This is a genomic window from Microbacterium sp. (assembly GCF_047607225.1).
Classification (GTDB): domain Bacteria; phylum Actinomycetota; class Actinomycetes; order Actinomycetales; family Microbacteriaceae; genus Microbacterium.
The window spans coordinates 14,136-33,914 of the sequence record NZ_JASGDO010000066.1 but is presented as its reverse complement, the minus strand read 5'-3'; the positions used below and the strand labels follow the sequence as shown (position 1 = coordinate 33,914).

Here is a 19,779-nt window from a genome sequence, read left to right as displayed (position 1 = left end):
CCCCGAACGGCCTCCTATCATGGGGTGGGCTGCGCGCTTTCCGGAGGCGACGGCTTCCCCCACGCACGAGGAACGGATCGAAGAGGCATGGCTAGACGCACGGTGACGCGAGTCGTCGCAGACCGGCTCCCCCAGGGAATGCGTCACCGCTTGCAGAACCTGCGTGCCGGGCGCACTCCGGAGGGATATGTCCGCGGGCTGCTGTCCATCGTCGTCCCGGCCTACAACGTCGAGCGCTACATCGAGGAGTGCCTGCAGTCCCTTCTGGACCAGACCTACCGACGTATCGAGATCATCGTCGTCGACGACGGCGCGATCGACGGCACCCGCGCCGTCGCGGCCAGAGTGCGGGCGCGCGATCGGCGCGTCCGGATCGTCAGCCAGCCCAACGGCGGCCTCTCGGCGGCCCGCAACACGGGGATCCGCCACGCGACGGGCGAGTACCTCTGGTTCGTCGACTCCGACGACACGGTGGAACCCCACGCCGCCATGACGTTCCTCCGCTCCCTCCAACAGAGCGGATCGGATTTCGCCGTCGCGCAGTACCGGCGCTTCACTGGTCTGCGCACGTGGCCGGCGGGCCCGTGGATTCAAGACGCGCACCGGGTGCGCCGCACGCGGATCTCCGCGACCGACTTCCCCGAGATCCTCGTCAACGCCGTCGCCTGGAGCAAGGTCTACCGTCGATCGTTCTGGGATCGGATGGGGACCACGTTCCCCGTCGGTGCCCTCTACGAAGATCAGCCGGTGTCGGCGGTCGCCTACGCGGTGGCACGCTCCGTGGACGTGCTGCCCGATGTCCTCATCAACTGGCGCGACCGCGAAGACGCGTCCTCGATCTCACAGCAGACCCGATCGGTGGCCGATGTGACCGGGCGGATGCACGCTGCCGTCCGCAGCGTGGAGCTCCTGCGCGAGCATTCGTCCGCCCTGGCCGAGACCCGCACCTGTCAGTTGCTGTCCAACGACATCCAGCACTCCGCGAAGCAGGTGCCCCACACCTCGGATGAGTTCTGGGAGGCGCTGACAGCGGGAGTGCGCGCGCTCGTAACCGACCTCGAGGACAGCGGGTGGGCTCGGATCCTGCCTCACCAAGCCGCGCTGGTCTGGCTGATCGCCGAGGGACGACGCGACGACGCGTTGCGCTATCTCGCCGCCGACGGCCTGGACGCAGGACGCTGGCCGACGGAGATCGACGCGGACGTGGCGACCCTCCGCGTCGCCCTCTCGGATGAGATCGACTACCCGCGAGCGGTGGTGACGATGCCCCCCGAGTGCTTCACCCCGAAAATCGCCGTGCGGGGAGCCACCTGGATCGATGAGGACACCCTCCAACTCGATGGCTGGGGCTTCGTGACGGGTCTCGACTCGGTCGAGGTGCCGACGACGGCCGACGTCGAGCTCGTCGGCCCCGGCGATGTCCGGATTCCGCTGGCGACGCAGCGCCGCGAGGACCCGCGGATCGATCTGGTGGCCCACCACAAGGTCAACGACTACTCGGCGGGAGCGTGGCGGGCCACCGTCACTCGATCGCAATTGGTGGCCACCGGGCTCGAGCGCGCGGACTTCTTCCTCTGGGTCACCCTGCACAACGCGATCGGCTCCTGGCGGCTGCAGGTACGCGACGTGAACCTCTGGGGCTCCACCGCGCTGGTGCGCCCGCGCTTCGACGCCGAGGGCAGAAGGATCGCCGTGATCCTCTCCGACCCGAACCGGCTGCACCTCCAGCTCCGCCGGCTTCCCGAGCGTGCGGTCTCGGTGGACACCCACGACGAGCGAATCGACGTCATCGTGGAGTCCACCGCCCCGGCGGCGTTCGTCGAGGCCCGGGTGACGGGGAATGCGTCGAGCGAACCAGTGGCATTTCCCGTCGAAGCCTCGGGCGAAGGACGATGGGCCTTCTCGGTCGATCCCGCATCGCTGGTCGGTCCGCGCGACACCTCCTGGGGGCTCCGCCTGATCGACACCGACGGCGTCGCCCACGAGATCTCCTGGGCCGCCCCCGAGTCGGACTGGCCGTCGGTCGCGCCGGCCTCGCTCGTGTCGGCGACCCAGACCGTGTACGGCAACCTCGCCCTTGCGCGCATCACGCGCCGGATGACGATCGAGTCGATCCAGGTCGACGACGGGGTGCTCCGGATGGCCGGTCGGCTTCTGTCCGGCCGCGGTGCGCCGTTCGTGGAGATGAGCGATCACCGGACGCGCGTGCGAGCGGATGTGGAGTGGGACGGCGACCGGTGGACGGCACGGATGCCGCTGCGCGCCGAGCGATGGGGTCGCGCCGACGCTCCGCTCCCGTCCGGTCGGTATCGCCTCCTGATGGTGGACGAGACCACCGAACAGGACTTCTTCCTCACCGAGGAGTTCGTCGCGACGACGCCGCACGAGACGCTCATCCCGCGTGAGCTCACGGCGCGCGTCGAGGTGAACCCGAAGCAGTCCCGCCCCGAGATCATCCTGAGCGCACCGCTCACGCGCGAAGAGACCGGCACCCGTCGTCAGTTCGCCCTTCAGCGCCAGCAGGCCGTTCCCGGGCGCCCGCTCCGCGACGCGGTTCTGTTCCGTTCCTTCTACGGGGAGAACACGTCCTGCAGCAACGCGGGCGTACACCGTGAGCTCGTCGCGCGCGACTACGGTCTGGACCTGGTGTGGGCGGTGAAGGATCGCTCGGTCCCCGTGCCCGCCGGCGGCCGCGGAGTCGTGGTGGGCACCTCGGAGTGGTTCGACCTGCTCGCCACTGCGCGGTACCTCTTCGACAACGTCCACCAACCCGACTTCTTCCACAAACACGACGGGCAGGTGTTCGTCCAGACGCTCCACGGCTACCCCTTCAAGACCGCCGGGCTGCGCTACTGGGAGCAGGCGGGGTACTCGGAGAGCCGGATCGCCTCGTTCCTCGCCCGGCACGAGCAGTGGGACTATCTGCTCTCGCCCGCGGCCTACGCCACCCCTCTCCTCGAGCGCGACTTCCGTTCCACGACGGCGACCACGCTGGAGATCGGATACCCCCGCAACGACATCTTCTTCGATCCCCACGCGCACGAGCTTCGGGAGCGCACGCGTGCGGTGCTGGGCATCCGGCCCGGGCAGAAGGCGATTCTCTACGCCCCGACCTACCGAGACAATCTCGCGACGAGCGAGTTCGAGGCGAAGCCGGTCGACTGGCTCGCGCCGCGCGATGTCGTGGAGCGGCTGGGAGACGACCACGTCGTCCTCATGCGCGGCCACGCGATGAACGCGCGGACGACCTCGCGTGCGCAAGCGGCGCCCGGGGTCATCGACGTCACCGACTATCCCGAGATCACAGAGCTGTGCCTCGCCTCCGACGCTGCGATCCTGGACTATTCGTCGCTGCGGTTCGACTACGCGTTGACCGGCAACCCGATGGTGTTCTTCGTCCCCGATCTCGACGTCTACCGCGACGACGCGCGGGGCTGGATGCTGCCGTACGAGGAGACCGCACCGGGCCCGATCGCCCGGACGGTCGAGGAGTGCCTCTCCGCGCTGGCCGACATCGACCTGCTTCAGCGGAACACGCGCCCGGCGGTGGACGCGTTCCGGGCACGGTTCATGGAGCGCGAAGACGGTCACGCCTCGGCACGCCTGGTCGACGCGGTCTTCGAACGATGACCGTCCCGTCGACCACGACGAGACGCGCTCACCGCGAGCGTCAGCACCCGATCGCGCCGCGTACGGGCCTGCGCACCGACATCCAGGGTCTGCGCGCGCTCGCGGTGATCCTCGTGGTCGTGTTCCACCTGTGGCCGGGGCGACTGGCGGGCGGGTTCATCGGCGTCGACGTCTTCTTCGTCATCTCCGGGTTCCTCATCACGGGACACATCGTCCGGAGCGCCCGTCACGACCGCTCCGTGCTCACGACGCTCACCGGCTTCTACGCACGACGCATCCGGCGCCTGATGCCGGCGGCGACCGCGGTGCTGCTGGTCACGGCCGCGGCCGTCGTCGTCTGGATGCCGGTGTCGCGGTGGAACGACATGGCCCGCGAGCTTCTGGCCTCGGCTCTGGCGGTGGAGAACTGGGTGCTCGCTGGCAACGCCGTGGACTACCTCGCGGCGGAGTCCGCGCCCTCGCCCTTCCAGCACTTCTGGTCGCTCTCGGTGGAGGAGCAGTTCTATCTGTTCTGGCCGGTGCTGCTGCTCGCACTCCTCGCAGTGCTGCGCCGCCGCGGCGAATCCGTGCGGCGTGCCGCGGTGATCGGCCTCGTCGCCCTGGTGTGCGTGCTGAGCTTTGCCGCCATGGTGTGGCTGATGTCCGCCGCGCCGGCTGCGGCCTACTTCGTCACGCCCGGACGGATCTGGCAGCTCGCCGCGGGGGGTCTCCTGGCGCTCGTGGTCTCCGACGATCGCACGATCCCCCGCCCGGTCCGGTTCGCGGCCCCGTGGGCGGGTCTCGGCGTGATCCTCGTGGCTGCGCTCACGCTCGGAGACGTCACCTATCCCGGTGTCTGGGCCCTGCTCCCCGTGATCGGCGCGATCCTCGTGCTGCTCGGGGGTGGCGAGGAAGGCCGCGGCTCGCTCGGCTCGCTCGCCCGGGTGCGTCCTATCCAGGTCGTGGGAGATGCCTCGTACTCCATCTACCTCTGGCACTGGCCGCTCGTCATTCTCGTTCCCTACGCGATCGGTCACGAACTGCGCGGGGTGGAGAAGGTGATCCTCTTCGCCGTCAGTCTGCTGCTCGGGTGGCTGTCGCTGCGGTGGGTGGAGACACCCCTGCGCACCGGCGGCGGGAGACGGCGCGTGGCGTACGCCCTCGGCCTGGCCTGCATCCTCAGCATCGGCGCGGCGGCTCTCGGCACGAGCCTGGCGGGGACTGCCCGCGTCGAACAGGCGCAGCAGGCCGTGGATGCCCGCCTGGTCTCCGCGGCGCCGTGCGCGGGCGCGCGCGCGACCTCGAACCCCGACTGCTCGCCCACGTGGGGTGAGGTCTCCGGCGACGCCGGCGCGGCTGCGGCAGAAGACCGTCCCTGGCCGTGGGAAGACGACTGTGCGAACGGCCTGGGCGCCTTCGCGACCACCGTCTGCCGCTCTGACAGCCCCGACGGAGACCTCGACGTGCTGCTGTGGGGCGACTCCCACAGCGGGAACTGGAGCGACGCCCTCCGCGCGGCGGGAGAGGCGGGCGGGTTCGACGTGACGGTCGCCATGCGGCACGGATGCCCCTCGACGGGCGAGGCGCCCGACGCGACGGTGTCGCGAGAGATCCCGGCGGCGGAACAGGCGGCCTGCGACGCACGCAACGCGTGGGTGGAGGAGACGCTCGTGCCGGAGGCCGACGTCGTCATCCTCGCGAACATGACATCGAACTACCCGTTCGACGGCGATGCGGCCGCGCCGTACGAGGAGACGATCGAGGCGCTCTTGGCTCGCGACGAGCCGGTGATCGTGCTCGAGGACGTTCCGCTGACCGGTGACAGCATCGGCAATCGCGTCGACGGGCCCGAATGTCTCTCGAGCGGCGGCGACTGCCGCAACCCGCGGGATCGCGCGCTCTACCGTTCCGTCACCGACGAGTTGGAGGCGCGGTTCGGCGATCGCATCACCGTCGCCGATCCGGCCGACAACTTCTGCGACGCGCGATACTGCTACTTCGCGGCGGGCGGTCTGCCGGTGTACTTCGACGCGTCGCACCTGACGGGGTCGTTCTCGGAGTCGCTCGACTCGTGGATCTATCGGGTCGTGTCCGACGCGGTCACCCCGTAGGCCTCAGGACGGCTTCCACTCCGGCATGTAGCCCCCCACCCACCGGGCCGCGTCGTTCTTCTCGCCCTGCCGGAGCCACGCGAGCTTGCGCAGGAGCTCCCGCTCGAACTCCGTGGTCTCGGCCGCGTAGCTGCGCACGGCGGCAGGGAAGGGTGTGGTGGCCAGCGCCGCCTCATACGCGGGGTTGGCGCGTCCCGGCTGGTGGATATGCGGCAGAGCGTTGCGATCGAGGAAATCGGTGTAGCGGGCGAAGGCCTCCGGCATGAACGCATTGAGTTCATCGAACGACGCCGTGTCATAGAGCTCCGCGGCGTCGGCCACACCCCCTTCGTACACGCGGTACGGGATGCGGTGATAGTCCGCGAGTTCCTGAGTCCGGGCATCGTGGCACAGGAGCACCGCGGGGGTCCCGGCGGCCAGCGCGGCCACGTTCCCGTGGATGCGCGAGCCGAAGGCAAAGTCCTGCTCTTTCATGAACGACTTCCACGTCGTCGGGTCGAGGAAGAAGCGGATCCGGTCCTGCCGGTAGAAGGGGTGCGTCCGGTCCAGGGGCATGTCGGGCCGCGTGGTCGAGGCGTCGGTGCCCCACAGGAGCATCGCCAGTTCGTGGTGTTCCTGCGGCACGTACACCAACCGGGGGTAGGCGTCGACGTGGTGCCGGATCACTCGGTCGAACCCCGCGGCCGGGTCGATGTTGATCGCCACGTTGAAGGCGATCGGCGAGTCCTGATCGATGCGCTCCTTCGTGCGGTCCACGCGATGCGTGCCGTCGTGATCGAACATGCTCGGGCACCCGATGACGTCGACGACGTCGGAGCCGAAGCCCAGCCGGCGAAGGTACGCGGCGGTCTGCTCCCCGCGCACGCCGAGGGAGCGGGAGCGATCGAGCACGGCGGAGACGAAGCGTGCGACGGCCCCGTCGACCTCGGGATCGGACATGTCTCCGCCGACGTCCGACTGGCCGCCCACCCCGGTGATGACGACGGGGATGGTCAGGAGGCTGATGACGGCGGTGAGGCGGTCGAGCGATGGCAGGAAGTCCCGACGGAAGGCGTTGGCCAACGGAATCACGTAGGCGTCGAAGGATCCGTTGATCGCGGACGCCATGGCCGCCGGGTCCTTGGAGAGCTCGACGTAGAGGGAATCGACGGTCATCTCGGTGTCGGGCGTGTTGAGGGCCCGGTAGACCGATTCGAGGTACAGCGCGTTGCCGACGTTCGACCCGAAGATGCCCCAACCCCAGCGAGCCAGAGAGGCTTCGGGGGAGACGGGGATGTGGGGCGGCTTGCCCCCGCGGATGAGTACGCGCATGACGTGCCTTCCTCGGCCCCCACCGGCAAGGGACCAGTCGTCGATTCTACGTGAGGGTGACCCGCCTACGATGGTGGCGTGAGCAGTCCTCCCACGCTGACGGTGGTCGTCGTCCTCGATGCGTCGGATGAGAACCGGACCGATGCCCTCACGGACGCGATCGGCGCACTCGAGGAGTCCTCCGCGGCGAGATGGGAACTCGTCGCTGAGGACCCGGCGACGGCACGCGCCGTTCGCGCACGTTGGCTCGACGACGACCGGATGCCGCGAGACGTGCACGCCTCCGCCGGGCACCTCGCCGACACCCTGAGAGCGGCCACGACACCGTGGGTGTGCGTCCTCGACGGCACGACCCTGCCAGACCCGGCGTGGCTCACCCGACTCCGCGACGCGTGCGCGGCGGACGCCGAGACGGAGGACGAGGCCGCCGACCTCGTGGTCTCCCGCCCGGTCTCGCCGGGATGGGAGCAAGCTCCGTTGTTCGGGCCCGGTGATCGCCTCGCCGAGCTGGACCCACGAAGCGGAGTCCTGCCGGTGGTGCTTTCCGGACTCGCCGTCCGCCACGATGTCGCTGCCGATGCCGCACCGCCGAGCACGACGCCGGACGGCCTGCTCCTGGCCCTGCTCCGGCGATCGACCCGCGTTCGCGTGGCCGCCGGGGCGACCTATCGCGTCGCCGCCAGCGGCGGCGCCGCATCGTGGGTGGAGCGTGCCGCCGCCCTGATCGACGGCGCCGGGCGGGATCGGGTGGCGGAGGTGCTGGCCCTGCACCGGCTCCGCGCCGCATTCCTCGGCGAGCTCACGCTGGCCACGGCGGCCAGGCTGAACGCGGTCGACCGCGCCGCGGTGCTCGACGGCGCGACTCGGCTGCTGAAGCGAATCGAACCGGACGTCGTGCGCGATTACCGGCTCACGCCGCTGCGGGTCGATCTGCGCGTGCTGTTCCTCGTCCTCGGCGGCTCCCCTCTCCCCTTCGTCCTGGCCCATACGACCGTGCGCGGACCGCGGTCGCGGACCGAGATGCGCGTGCTCCACACGGCGGCGACGCCTGCTGTGGTGGCTCGCTCGGCCGACGGGACCGTCCTCCCGATCGTGGATCGGAAGTGGCGCACCCTCGACTATTTCGGCCAGACCTCCCTGCGAGAGCACATTCTGTGGACCACGGGCGACCCGCCCGTGGTGGTCGAGGTCGACGGTGTGGCGGGCGCCGTGACCGATCGCGTGTACGTCTACCCGCCGCGTCCGGTGCCGGCCCCCTCACCGCCGGCGTCAGACACGGACCCCGACGCATCAGGCGGGAACGTGCTGCCCGCCGCCTCCCGAGGCGGAGGAGTCGTGGGTGTGCTCCGCCGGCTCGTGACCCGCCCGCCGCGAAGCGGTGCCCCCGACGAGGCCCCGGATACCCTCCCGAGCGGAGATGCCGCGCCAGCCGCGATCGAGGAGTCTCCGTTCGCGGACGCCTGGCTGATGATGGATCGCGTCGACCACGCCGGCGACAACGCGGAGCTCCTGTTCACCCACCTCCGACGCGAGCGCCCGTCCGTCAACGCCTGGTTCGTGGTGGCGGAGGGTTCGCCCGACTTCGCCCGTCTGCGCGAGGTCTCCGACCGCATCCTGCCCTATGGCGGCGACGAGCACGCGAAGGCGCTCGATCATGCGGTCGTCGTGGCGTCGTCCTATGTCGATGCCCCGATGACCCACCCCAAGCCCGACCGCCTCTACCCCGGAGGCCAGCGACCGTGGCTGTTCGTCTACCTCCAGCACGGCGTGCTGCACAACGATCTGTCACTGTGGTTCAACGCAAAGCCCATCGACCTGATGACCACCGCGACACAGAGCGAGCACGAGGCGATCGTCGGCGACGGATCGCCCTACGTGCTGTCACGAAGCAGCGTCGCACGCACGGGGTTCCCGCGCTTCGACCGACTGGCGCAGCGGGCCCTCGAGCGCGGTCCGGCATCGCCGGACACCATCCTCCTCGCTCCCACTTGGCGGCTTCCCCTGGTGCGTACCGGGTCCGACGCGCGGCGGCACCTCATCGGCGACGTGCTCGAGAGCGAGTTCGCGAGGCAATGGCTCGGGCTCGCCGGCGACGCACGACTGACCGAGCACGCCGAGCGCCACGGTGCCCGCGTGCTGCTGCTCCCCCACCCCGCCATGCGCGGCGACTTCGCGCGCGTGGCGGCGGGGAGCGGCGTGCTCATCGCCGATGACGATGTGGACGCCGTGGATGCAGTCGTGCGCTCCCGCGTGGTGGTGACCGACTACTCCTCGATCGCCTTCGATGCCGCGGTGGCGGGAAGCCACGTCGTGTACTTCCAGTTCGATCGAGAGGCGGCGTTGGGCGGCGGGCACACGTATCGCGCCGGGCGCTTCGACTATGAGCGGGACGGGCTCGGTCCCGTCACGCATGATGCGTCTGCGGCCGTGGCGGCGATCGGGAGAGCCCTGCACGACCACGCGGACGAGCCCTTCCGCGAACGGCGGAGAGAGGTGGCGGACACGGCAGACGGGCGCGCCGCAGAGCGGATCGTCTCCGCGATCGAGGCGCACCTGCGCGTGGGGTGAAGCTCGCGCGTTCAGCTCGGAGCGACCGACCAGGAGTCCGGCGGGGCGGGTTGGGACCTCTCCGAGAGGCTCCGACGGGTACGCACCTCGCGCATGGCGTCGAAAGTGCGCGCACGGTTGTTCCCGTCGCGCACCGGGAAGGCGGCGTCGGTGCGAGCCGTGTACTCCGCGGGGAAGTCCCCCTCGATCGCACGCGCGATCATCTCGACGACGGCCACGGGCTCGGTCAGGACGGGCCCGAAGCCGTCGCGCTCGTAGTCGAAGTAGCCGGCGCGCTCGGTGTGACCGCGGCGATACTCCTCCTGATCGAACTGGTAGTAGATCACCGGGCGGCGCAGGTACGCCGCGTTGAACGCGGTGGAGGAGTAGTCGGTGACCAGCACGGCCGCACGCACGATCATGTCGCGGACATCGGCGTCGAGGTAGGACACGATCTCGACGTGCTGCGGGAGGTCGAACTGCGGCAGGTAGCGCTGCATGTTCGGATGCGGCATGAAGACGATGCGGGCACCGGCGTCGTGCAGCCGCGCGAGTTCCGGGTCGTGCAGGAGCGTCGCCAGCGCACGACCGTACTCGGTCTCGGCAAGCGCCCCCAGGAGCTCACGGTCGTCAGAGGCGGACTTGAGGTCGCTGACGAGGTAGTTGCGCCACGTGGGCATCACCAGGACGATGTCGCGCTCGCTCTCGTCCACCGTCGCGTCGAGTTCGCGGAGCACGTCGAAGCGCGGCAGCCCGGTGAGCCGCACCTCCTTCGTGCTGTAGCGATACGGCGAGACCCCTGCGATGTAGTCGTACTCGGCCTGGGTCGAGGTCACGAACACATCGATGACCTTCGGATTGAGCCACAGCGAGAGGTCGCCCTTGATGACTCCGTGCTGCAGGAAGGTGAAGCTGTAGCCGGCCGGGCGGTACTTGCGCGGTAGCGCGTGAGTGATGAACCGATCAGCATGGCTGGAGGCAAGGTGATCGGCGTGCACCAGGAGTGCGGTGAACTCCGGTGAGCCGTACGCGACCAGTCGGGCCCCGCGAGCAGTCAAGCGGTGCCAGTCCGGAGTGCCGGCGCGCACGACGAACCACGCGTTGACCTCCGGGTGATGCTCCCGCACCCACCAGTAGAGGTCTTCCGCGCTGTCGTTGGCGTCGACCTCGCGGTCGATGAACACCCATGCCCCGGCAAAGCGCCGGGCGAGCCGGGGCGACCTCACCGCGAGATCGCGCCGGAGGAGAGACACCAGCTGGCCACTCAGGCGTCGCCGGATCGCACTCCCCACGCGCTTTCGGAGTCGCCGGAGATCGGCCGCGGTCCTGCCTCGGAGACGACCGCGAGGGGCGAAGGGGCTGAGGGGCACCGTTGGCCGGTCCTCGATCTCTCGGGGCTCGCCGTCGAGCGTGACCTCCACCACCCCGGGCTCGGGCAGCCAGAGCGTTCGCTGCCACACCAGCGGCCGACCGACGTACTCCAGTGGCTGGGTCTTCTCGAAGCGCGGCGCCACGACCGCACCGTCCACAGTGAGACGCTCCGCGGGGCGTTCGCCGTGGTAGCGATACACGACCGACTGGAGTCCGCGGCGACGGTCGACGGCGCCGCGGTACACCGTGCCGGCCGCGCGCCCCCGCTTGACGAGCAGGAGCGCCTCACGCATCCACGGCGCGACGGTCATCAGAGCAAATCCCGAGATGGCCTCCTCGTCGATGTGCCGGAGGAAGCCCGGCACCGACTCGGCCAACTCCCGGTGCATCTCCTCGGGGAAGTCCGACTGGCGCACCCGGGCGGTCTGCGAGCTGCGGAGGATCCAGAACTGGTCGTACAGAAAGAGGTTCTGCGCCCATCGCGGCAGTGACCGCCCGAGGGACTCCGCTTCGGCGATCACGCCGCCGAATCCGATGCGGATCGTATCGGTGTACTTCTCCGGCTTCTCGTGACTGGACTGCATCGTCGACGAGCTGTCCGCCCGCTGGCGGTAGTGGTACTGCGCCGACGGGAGGAAGGCCACCGCGGGGCGCGGGCAATGCAGGAGGTAGCGCGCGACGAAGTTGGCGTCTTCGAAGCGAAGGCGAAGGTCCTCGGGGAAGCCCAGCCCCGCGGCGTTGACGACGTCGCGCCGCACGAAGCCCGAGGTGATGTGCGGCTGGATCCACTCGGGTTCCGCGTCGAGATCCACGACGCGGCGACCGTGGCGGAAGCGTCCGGCGAGCGCGTGGTTGTCGAGGAGACTGCCGCGATCCTCGAACCACATCAGGATGCGCGCGGAGACCATCGCGAGCTCGCCCTCCGCGTGGAGCTCGATCTCCGCGGCCGCCGCTGCGAAGTAGCCCGGGGAGAGCACGTCGTCGGGGTCGGGGAAGGTCAACCAGGTCCCGGTCGCATGTGCGAGGCCCCGGTTGCGGGCGCTCGCCTGCCCGCCGTTGGGCTGCGTGAGGACGGTCACGTTGGACCACGCGGCAGCGAACTCCTGCGCCGCAGCGAGGGTGCCGTCGGTGGAGCCGTCGTCGACGAGGATCACCTCCAGCCTCTCGAAGCCGTAGGTCTGACCACGCAGCGACGCGAAGAAGTCCGGCAGATAGGCCTCGACGTTGTACATCGGGCTGATCACGGAGAAGGTCGTCGGCACCCTTCGACGATAGTCGAGCGCTCTCCCCGGGCTCTCGGGGCCGCCCGAGTAGGATGAACGGCGGCGCAAGTACCGCGCGCCCATCGATCGCCGAGGAGCGTCCACCGGGTGAACAACGTGCATACCGTCGCCGTCGTCCTGGCCGGAGGGATCGGCGCACGCGTCGGTCTCGGTATCCCGAAGCAGCTCATCAAGATCGCGGGCAAGGCGATCGTGGAGCACACGCTCGAGGCGCTGGACGCGAGCCCCGACATCGACGAGGTCATCGTCATGATGAACGCGGCGACGATCGACGAGTTGTCGCACTTGCTGGGCAGTGGCCGCTTCGCCAAGCTCACCCGCATCCTTCCCGGCGGCGAGACCCGTAACGACACCACACGGCTGGCCATCGACGCGATCGAGGGAGACGACACGAAGGTGCTCTTCCACGACGCCGTGCGGCCGTTCATCGACGACCGGATCATCTCCGACTGCGTCCGGGCGCTCGACGACTACGACGCCGTCGACACCGCCGTCCCGTCCGCCGACACGATCATCGAGGTCGATGACCGGCAGCACATCACGGGGATTCCCCCGCGCTCGCGCCTGCGTCGCGGGCAGACGCCGCAGGCCTTCCGTCTCGGCGTGATCCGGCGAGCGTACGAGATCGCCGCAGAGGATCCCGACTTCACGGCCACCGACGACTGCGGCGTCGTGTTCACCTACCTCCCCGACACACCGATCTACGTCGTGGACGGCACCGCGGAGAACATGAAGGTGACCGAGCCGATCGACATCCACATCGCCGACAAGCTCTTCCAGCTGCAGTCGGCCAGCCTCTCGCTCGACGGCGGCGACCTCGCCGACCTGACCGGCAAGGCCATCGTCGTCTTCGGCGGGAGCTACGGCATCGGCGCGAGCATCGTCGCGCAGGCTCGTGAGCACGGCGCTCGCGTGCGGGAGTTCAGCCGGTCGACGACGGGAACCGACGTCGGCTCGCCCAAGGCCGTCCGCAAGGCTCTCCGCGCGGCCCACGAGGAGTTCGGCCGGATCGACGCCGTCGTCATGACCGCCGGTGTGCTGAACATCGCCCCCTTGGTCGAAACGCCCAAGCAGGAGGTGAAGCGCACGATCCGCACGAACCTGCTGGCGCCCGCCACCGTCGCCCGCGAGTCCTTCCCTTACCTGGAGGAGACCGGAGGCGAAGTGGTGCTGTTCACCTCGAGCTCCTACACACGGGGCCGCGCGGGGTACAGCATCTACAGCGCGACCAAGGCCGGTGTCGTCAACCTCACCCAGGCGCTGTCCGAGGAGTGGGCCGAATCGGGCGTGCGCATCAACTGCGTCAACCCGCAGCGCACGGCCACCCCGATGCGCACCGCCGCCTTCGGCGAGGAGCCCGAGGACACCCTGCTCGATCCCGATCACGTGGCATGGGTGACCCTCCGGATGCTGACGGTTCCGGTGACCGGTCAGGTCATCAACGTCCGACTCCACGACGCGTGACAACGCCACGGATTCTCTAGGCAGGACCCTTCATGTTTCAACGCGCTCTCCGCAACGACCCCGTCGATCTCGCGATCATCGTCCTCAGCGTCACCGCGACCCTCCTGCTGTACTCCGAGTTGACGGCTCTCGGGATCGTGGCGTGGGTCATCGCGTACGGGGCTCTCCTCGGTGTCGTCGTCACCCGCTTGCGGCCCCGGTGGCAGGGAGTGTTGCGCCAGAGCGTCGGGGGGCTCGTCATCCTCACGTTCGCGGTCACTCCGCCGCTGACCACCGACGAGGTCTCCAGTGCCCCGGTCGCCTGGCTCTCCATGGGGTTCGTCCTCGTCCTGCTGTCGGCATTACCGATGATCGAGGCCATCGCCGGCTACGTCGGTGTGCGTATCGCCAACGTCCCCGGACTGACGGTGATTCCCCCGGTCCCCCTTCTCAAGCGCCTCCTGCACGTCGTCGTGCTGGCCGCCCCGGCGCTGCTGTTCCTTCTCAGCCGTCTGCACGTGGACGGTTGGTTCTGGACGCTGGTCGCCGTGCCGATCGGTCTCACGGTGCTGGTCATCTACGCCATCGCCTGGTTGCGCCAACGCACCTCGCGCCGCACCCGGTCGGCGCTCCCCGGAGCCCTCGCGGCGCTGAAGCCCGACTTCGTCGTCTATTGGGACGCCCCGGCCAACACGGGGTTCCAGCTCGCGATGTGGCTGCCCTACCTGCGGCGGCTCGACCGCCCCTTCTTCATCATGCTCCGCAACCGGCGCAGCTGGAACGATGCGGTCGCCGTCGCCGGAGACGTACCCGTCGTCCTGGCCCCCACGATGCGCGACGTGGACGAGCTCACGGTCCCCTCGCTGCGGGTGGCCTTCTACACGAACAACGCTGCCCGCAATACCCACTTCGTACGGTTCCAGAAGCTCACGCATATCCAGCTCCTCCATGGCGAGAGCGACAAGGCCCCCAGCTACAACCCCGTGACCGCGATGTACGACCGTGTGTACGTCGCAGGTCAAGCCGGTCAGGACCGTTACGCGCGACACGGCGTCCTGATCGACCCGAGGAAGTTCGTCATCGTCGGGCGCCCGCAGGTCGAGAGCATTCTCCCGGCCTCGGCTGGAGCACGTGACCGCCCGCATCCCGTGGCGCTGTACGCGCCGACATGGCGAGGCATACGTCTCGACTCGTCGTACACGTCGCTCGACGTCGCCGAGGAGATCGTCGAGGACCTTCTCGCCCGCGGATGCGCGGTCATGTTCCGCCCGCACCCGTGGAGCTATAAGGACCCGAGCCACCGCGCGATCAACGAGCGGATCCAGCAGCGGCTGGGCGCCCACCGGTCCCAGACCGGCGTGCCGCACGTCTTCGGAGACGAGGCGGAGCGTCTGCGCTCGGTCAACGACTGTGTCAACGACAGCGATCTCATGATCTCCGACGTCTCCAGTGTCGTGGGCGACTTCCTCTACTCGTTGAAGCCGCTCATCACCACCGCGTTCGGCCGGGATCTGGCCGAGTTCATGGCGGAGTTCCCGCTGGCGCGCGCCGGGTACGTCATCACCGACGACCGGGCGACGTGGGCCGCGGCCTTCGACGACGCCCTCGGCCCGGACTCGCGGCGCACGATCCGCGAGGAGATGCGGGAGTACTACCTCGGCTCCTTCCCCGCAGACGACTACGCCTCGGGCTTCATCGACGCCGCCCGCCGCGACATCGACGGGACGCCGCCGATCGGCCACGCCGAGGCGGAGACGGACGGGGAATCCGACTGACCGATGAGCGCCGCGCGCCCGGGCATCCCGGATACGCCAAGCTCACACGGATATAGTCGATTGGTTCACACACCAGACACGGAGGTCTCCCGGGTGCACTCCCTCATTCTCCTCAACGGCGGGGTCGGCGCGCGCGTCGGCGCGAACCAGCCGAAACAGTTCCTCAAGGTCAACGGCATCCCGATCCTCGTGTATTCACTCACGGCGATCGACCCGATCGAGCAGATCGGCGAGATCGTGATGAACTACCCCGACGGGTGGCGTGGCGCCGTCGAGAAGCTCCTCGAGGACTACGCCATCAAGACGCCCGTCACGCTCGTCGAAGCGGGCGATTCCCGTCACACCTCAGTGTCGGCGATGCTGCCGCACTGCACGCACGACAGCGTGATCATCCACGAGGCGGCACGTCCCCTCGTGCTGCGCCAGGACTTCGAGAACCTCATCTCGTCGCCGCACGACAATGTGGCCCTCATGCACCAGATCCCGTTCACCGTGGCGCCCGTCGACCCCGACACCCACACCGTCACGGGCTCGCTCGACCGTTCACGGCTGCGCAACGTCCAGTTGCCGCAGAAGTTCCGCACGAGTGATCTCGCCGACGCCCACCGCCAGGCGGCGGAGCGTGGCGACGTGTTCACCGAGGACGCCACCCTCGTGGCCACCTCGGGCTACCCGGTGTCCTACATCGACGGCCGTGACGAGAACTTCAAGGTCACGACGCCCACCGACATCCGGCTCGCCACCTACCTGATGCAGGAGAATGAGACGTCCTATGAGTAAGTCTGCACTGGTCACCGGAGCGTCCCGCGGCATCGGCTACGAGACCGCCCGCCGCTTCATCGAGTCGGTCGACGACATCACGACCGTCATCATCGTGGCCCGCGAGTCCGACGCGTTCTCACAGGCACGCGACGAGCTCGGCGCACTCGCCGAGGCCCGGGGCAAGACCCTCGTCGCCCACCCGGCCGATGTCGGCGACCTCGAGGCTCTGCGTACAGCCATCGCGGAGATCCGCCGCGCCGTCGGCAACGTCGACATCCTCATCAACAACGCGGGCTACACGAACCCCGTCCCGATCCACCAGGTCGAGTTCGCCGACTTCGAGCGCACCATGACCGTCAACCTCTACGCGCCGTTCACGCTCATCCAGGAGCTCCTCCATCTCGGGAACACCTTCGAGCTCATCGTGAACATCGCTTCGACGGCCGGGATCACCGGACGCTCCGGATGGCTGACCTACTCCGCGTCCAAGGCCGCGGTGATCAACATGAGCCAGGTGCTGCGCGAGGAGCTCGCGATCTACGGCACGCGCGTGGTGTGCCTCTCCCCCGGCCGCACGGCCACCGCCCTGCGGCGTGTGCTGGCCCCGACGGAGGACCCCACGACGATCATGCAGCCGGAACACGTCGCGCAGGTGATCGAGGCCTTCGCGTCGCCGGTGGGCCGCTACATCGACTCCGAGAACATCGTGGTGCGCCTCTGACGGCGGGGCGATGAGCAGGCGGCCCGGCGAGACCTTTCGCCGGGCCGTTTCACTTGCCCTCGAGGACCTCGACGGCCTCATCGATGGGCCCGTCGAAGATCTTGACGCCCTTCTTGATGACGATGCCGCGGGTGCACAGGTCCTTGACCTGTCCCTTGCTGTGGCTGACGACCATCATCGTGACTCCCTGCGCCGCGAGCTCCTTGAGCTTGGCGTTGCACTTGGCGCGGAACGGGGCGTCGCCGACGGCGAGCACCTCGTCGACGAGCAGCACATCGAGGTGCACGTGGATGGCGACGCTGAAGGCGAGGCGCATGAACATGCCGGACGAGTAGTGCTTGACCTCTTGATCGATGAAGTCGCCGATCTCACTGAAGGCGACGATCTCGTCGAACCGCTCCTTCGTCTCCGCCTCGCTCATCCCGAGGATCGCGGCGTTGAGGAAGACGTTCTCCCGTCCGGTGAGGTCGGGATGGAACCCCGCGCCCACCTCGATGAGCCCCGCCACGCGACCCCGCGTGAGCACGCGCCCTTCGTCGGGCTCGAGCACCCCGGAGACGAGCTTGAGCGTCGTCGACTTGCCGGACCCATTGAGCCCCATCACCGCAACGGACTCGCCCTCGCCGATCATGAACGAGAGGTCGTTGAGCGCTTGGAACTGCTGCGAGCGGACAGGACGACCGCGCACGACGTTGATGAACGCGTCTTTCATCGAGCGACTGCTGCGCTTGTTGAACCACTTCGAGACGTGCTCCACGATGATGCGGGGCTGGGCGGTGTCGGTCATCGTCGTCATCACAGATCCTGGGCGAACGTGCGCTCGAAGCGGCGGAAGGTGAGCTGGCCGATCGTCAAGGCGACGGCGATCACGGCGAGCGCGGCGACGACGTACCAGACCATCTCCGGAGGCCACCCGTGGCGCTGGGACTCCGCGACCGTCGGCTCCCAGAACGCCTGGTGGAACATCTCGACGGCGACGGTGACGGGGTTGCTCATGTAGAAGTGGAAGATCCACGGGACGTTCCGGGTGGCGTGCTCGACCATGACCCACGTGTAGAGGATCGGCGAGGACCAGGTGGAGATCGTCCGGACGATGTCGACGACGTTCGACGCGTCGCGGAAGCGGACGTTGATCGCGGAGAAGAAGAGCCCCAGCCCGAGGATGAACAGGAGCACCAGGGCGAGACCCCCCAGCGCGAGACCGATCGAGGCGAACGAGGGCACCCACCCGAAGAGGAAGATGCAGACGATCAGGAGGACCGCGAGCTGCGGGAGGAAGTGGACGAACGAGCCGATGATCGCCGCGATCGGGAAGAGCTCGCGGGGCAGATAGATCTTGCGGACCAGCGCCTTGTTGTCGACGATCGATCGCGTCGCCGCCCCGAACGCCTCGTTGAAGAGGTTGACGACCACGATGCCGCTGAAGAGGTAGAGCGGGAACGCTTCGACCCTCTGGTGCATCTGCAGCACGCCGCCGACGATCGCGTAGTAGACCAGGAACTGCACGGTCGGCCGGACGTACGACCAGAACCAGCCGAGCACCGAGTTGCGATAGCGCAGAGAAGAGGTCTTGCTGATGAGGACCCCGAGCAGATAGCGGTGTCCGAAGACGTCGAGTATGCCCCGGCCGCGCCCCGGTGTGTCGAAGGCGCTGTAGTCGATCTGTGTCACAGGATTCCTCGCAGGCTGAGACCACCGGCCTGACTGTCGGGCGTGCGGCGGACCACCCGTCATCCTAACGGACCGCATCACCCGCGAAGCTGGACGCGCGCCGGGCATCACCGGTTCCGGGGCGTCTCTCCGGGCTCAGCCCGAGCAGCGGCTGGGTCAGCGCTCGGAGCGGGTCACGATGACCACTTCAGACCGCGCAGATCGATTCCCGTCAACGTCACCCCCGCCGCGACGTCGCTCATCATCTGCAGCCGAAGACGACGGTCGGTGCCGAGGTCGATCACCGCGGCGAGCTGTCCGAACGTGCTCCCCGTGGTTCCGACGACTTCCACCGGCCCCAGCGAGAGCATGTTGCCCGTGGACTCGTTGTACTTCACGAATCGGAATTTGACCACGTCGCCGACCGCGAGATTGTCGATGGTGAAACTCGCCGTGGCAAGGACCAGACCACCCGAGAACAGCGAGACGTGGTTTTCGGCATTGAGCCGCACCCATCCCCACGATCCTGCGGGAACCGCTTGCGTGGCATCGTAGACACGTTCGGCGTAGCTGGGCATTTCTTCTCCGATCAGTTGCGGCGTCTCGCCCGGAAATGGTGCGGCACGGACAATGGGCTCCGGGTCGATCCGGTGGCCTCCAGGGCTAGGGGTATGACGCGAGGTACCGCCCTTGTACATTTCCAGATGGAGGTGGACGGGATACCCGCCCGTGCCCCCCATAGTCCCGATGCGCTGGCCCGCCGCCACCGTCTCCCCCTCGTCGACGATCGGCGCGTTCTTGAGGTGGGCGTACAGCGTGTAGTAGTCGTCCGCGTGCTTGACCGTGGCACAGTAACCCATGTAGCTGGCGTACCAGCCGCTCTGGACCACCTTGCCTGCCGCCATCGAGTAGACCGGCGAATCGACCTGCTGCGGACGAATCATGTCCAGTGCACGGTGCCGACCGTCGGGGGAATACGGGAAGTTCCCGTTGCCTTCCCAATCCTGGGTGTAGTTGATCGGCCCTTTGAGAGGCTTCACCCATTTGACAGTGGAGGCGGCAGTGGCGACGTTCGTCCACGCGAACGAATCGATCAACAGCGCCAAAGCTCCCGCAGAGGCACCGGTGAGGATACCGCGTCTGCTCAGCAGGGAATATCTGTCCGTGTCTTCCTCGTCCACAACCGCACCGTATCA

Annotated in this window: 12 protein-coding genes; 7 read left to right on the top strand and 5 right to left on the bottom strand. The window is 68.5% G+C overall.

What is annotated here, in order from left to right; all coding sequences use genetic code 11:
• Positions 1 to 87: 87 nt before the first annotated feature.
• Positions 88 to 3,630, top strand: a complete 3,543-nt coding sequence (locus QM591_RS13320) for a CDP-glycerol glycerophosphotransferase family protein (protein WP_415132877.1) — start codon at positions 88 to 90, stop codon at positions 3,628 to 3,630.
• Positions 3,627 to 5,720 carry an acyltransferase family protein gene (locus QM591_RS13315; RefSeq protein WP_415132876.1) on the top strand — a complete coding sequence of 698 codons (2,094 nt, stop codon included), beginning with the start codon at positions 3,627 to 3,629 and terminating at the stop codon, positions 5,718 to 5,720. Before QM591_RS13320 ends, QM591_RS13315 begins: the two co-directional genes overlap by 4 nt.
• Before the next feature lie 3 nt (positions 5,721 to 5,723).
• Here the strand turns inward: QM591_RS13315 and QM591_RS13310 are convergent, their stop codons facing one another.
• Positions 5,724 to 7,031 carry a polysaccharide pyruvyl transferase family protein gene (locus tag QM591_RS13310; RefSeq protein ID WP_415132875.1) on the bottom strand — a complete coding sequence of 436 codons (1,308 nt, stop codon included), beginning with the start codon at positions 7,029 to 7,031 and terminating at the stop codon, positions 5,724 to 5,726.
• 78 nt (positions 7,032 to 7,109) lie between these two features.
• On the opposite strand from QM591_RS13310, the gene QM591_RS13305 reads away from it, so the two are divergent.
• Entirely contained in the window at positions 7,110 to 9,599 is a 2,490-nt protein-coding gene (locus QM591_RS13305) for a CDP-glycerol glycerophosphotransferase family protein (protein WP_415132874.1), read from the top strand.
• Between the two features lie 11 nt (positions 9,600 to 9,610).
• Here the strand turns inward: QM591_RS13305 and QM591_RS13300 are convergent, their stop codons facing one another.
• Positions 9,611 to 12,211 (bottom strand): CDP-glycerol glycerophosphotransferase family protein, encoded by a 2,601-nt coding sequence (locus QM591_RS13300; protein WP_415132873.1) that lies wholly within the window; start codon positions 12,209 to 12,211, stop codon positions 9,611 to 9,613.
• Between the two features lie 108 nt (positions 12,212 to 12,319).
• Between QM591_RS13300 and QM591_RS13295 the strand changes: the two genes are divergently transcribed.
• From QM591_RS13295 to QM591_RS13280, 4 genes are all read left to right on the top strand, one after another.
• Positions 12,320 to 13,696 (top strand): SDR family NAD(P)-dependent oxidoreductase, encoded by a 1,377-nt coding sequence (locus tag QM591_RS13295; RefSeq protein WP_415132872.1) that lies wholly within the window; start codon positions 12,320 to 12,322, stop codon positions 13,694 to 13,696.
• A gap of 32 nt (positions 13,697 to 13,728) precedes the next feature.
• Complete coding sequence (locus QM591_RS13290; RefSeq protein ID WP_415132871.1) at positions 13,729 to 15,450, top strand: CDP-glycerol glycerophosphotransferase family protein; 1,722 nt, start codon at positions 13,729 to 13,731, stop codon at positions 15,448 to 15,450.
• Positions 15,451 to 15,543: 93 nt separating this feature from the next.
• Positions 15,544 to 16,230: an IspD/TarI family cytidylyltransferase gene (locus tag QM591_RS13285; protein WP_415132870.1), complete on the top strand. Its 687-nt coding sequence runs from the start codon at positions 15,544 to 15,546 to the stop codon at positions 16,228 to 16,230.
• On the top strand, positions 16,223 to 16,933 hold the full coding sequence (locus QM591_RS13280; protein ID WP_415132869.1) for an SDR family NAD(P)-dependent oxidoreductase: 711 nt from the start codon (positions 16,223 to 16,225) through the stop codon (positions 16,931 to 16,933). The genes QM591_RS13285 and QM591_RS13280 overlap by 8 nt, the downstream gene beginning before the upstream one ends.
• 49 nt (positions 16,934 to 16,982) lie before the next feature.
• Here QM591_RS13280 and QM591_RS13275 read toward each other — a convergent pair whose 3' ends face one another.
• The 3 genes from QM591_RS13275 to QM591_RS13265 all read right to left on the bottom strand — a co-directional run bounded on the left by QM591_RS13275 (position 16,983) and on the right by QM591_RS13265 (position 19,764).
• On the bottom strand, positions 16,983 to 17,729 hold the full coding sequence (locus QM591_RS13275; protein WP_415132868.1) for an ABC transporter ATP-binding protein: 747 nt from the start codon (positions 17,727 to 17,729) through the stop codon (positions 16,983 to 16,985).
• Positions 17,729 to 18,604: an ABC transporter permease gene (locus QM591_RS13270; RefSeq protein WP_415132867.1), complete on the bottom strand. Its 876-nt coding sequence runs from the start codon at positions 18,602 to 18,604 to the stop codon at positions 17,729 to 17,731. The genes QM591_RS13275 and QM591_RS13270 overlap by 1 nt, the downstream gene beginning before the upstream one ends.
• Positions 18,605 to 18,777: 173 nt before the next feature.
• The gene (locus QM591_RS13265; protein ID WP_415132866.1) at positions 18,778 to 19,764 is read right to left on the bottom strand and encodes a peptidoglycan DD-metalloendopeptidase family protein; all 987 of its coding nucleotides are present in this window, start codon (positions 19,762 to 19,764) and stop codon (positions 18,778 to 18,780) included.
• Between the last annotated feature and the right edge of the window lie 15 nt (positions 19,765 to 19,779).

What these genes read in the sequence shown, in the direction of transcription:
- QM591_RS13315 (WP_415132876.1), top strand. Translation starts at nt 3,627, where the DNA reads ATGACCGTCCCGTCGACCACGACGAGACGCGCTCACCGCGAGCGTCAG.
- QM591_RS13290 (WP_415132871.1), top strand. Translation starts at nt 13,729, where the DNA reads ATGTTTCAACGCGCTCTCCGCAACGACCCCGTCGATCTCGCGATCATC.
- QM591_RS13320 (WP_415132877.1), top strand. Translation starts at nt 88, where the DNA reads ATGGCTAGACGCACGGTGACGCGAGTCGTCGCAGACCGGCTCCCCCAG.
- QM591_RS13275 (WP_415132868.1), bottom strand. Translation starts at nt 17,729, where the DNA reads ATGACGACGATGACCGACACCGCCCAGCCCCGCATCATCGTGGAGCAC.
- QM591_RS13310 (WP_415132875.1), bottom strand. Translation starts at nt 7,031, where the DNA reads ATGCGCGTACTCATCCGCGGGGGCAAGCCGCCCCACATCCCCGTCTCC.
- QM591_RS13280 (WP_415132869.1), top strand. Translation starts at nt 16,223, where the DNA reads ATGAGTAAGTCTGCACTGGTCACCGGAGCGTCCCGCGGCATCGGCTAC.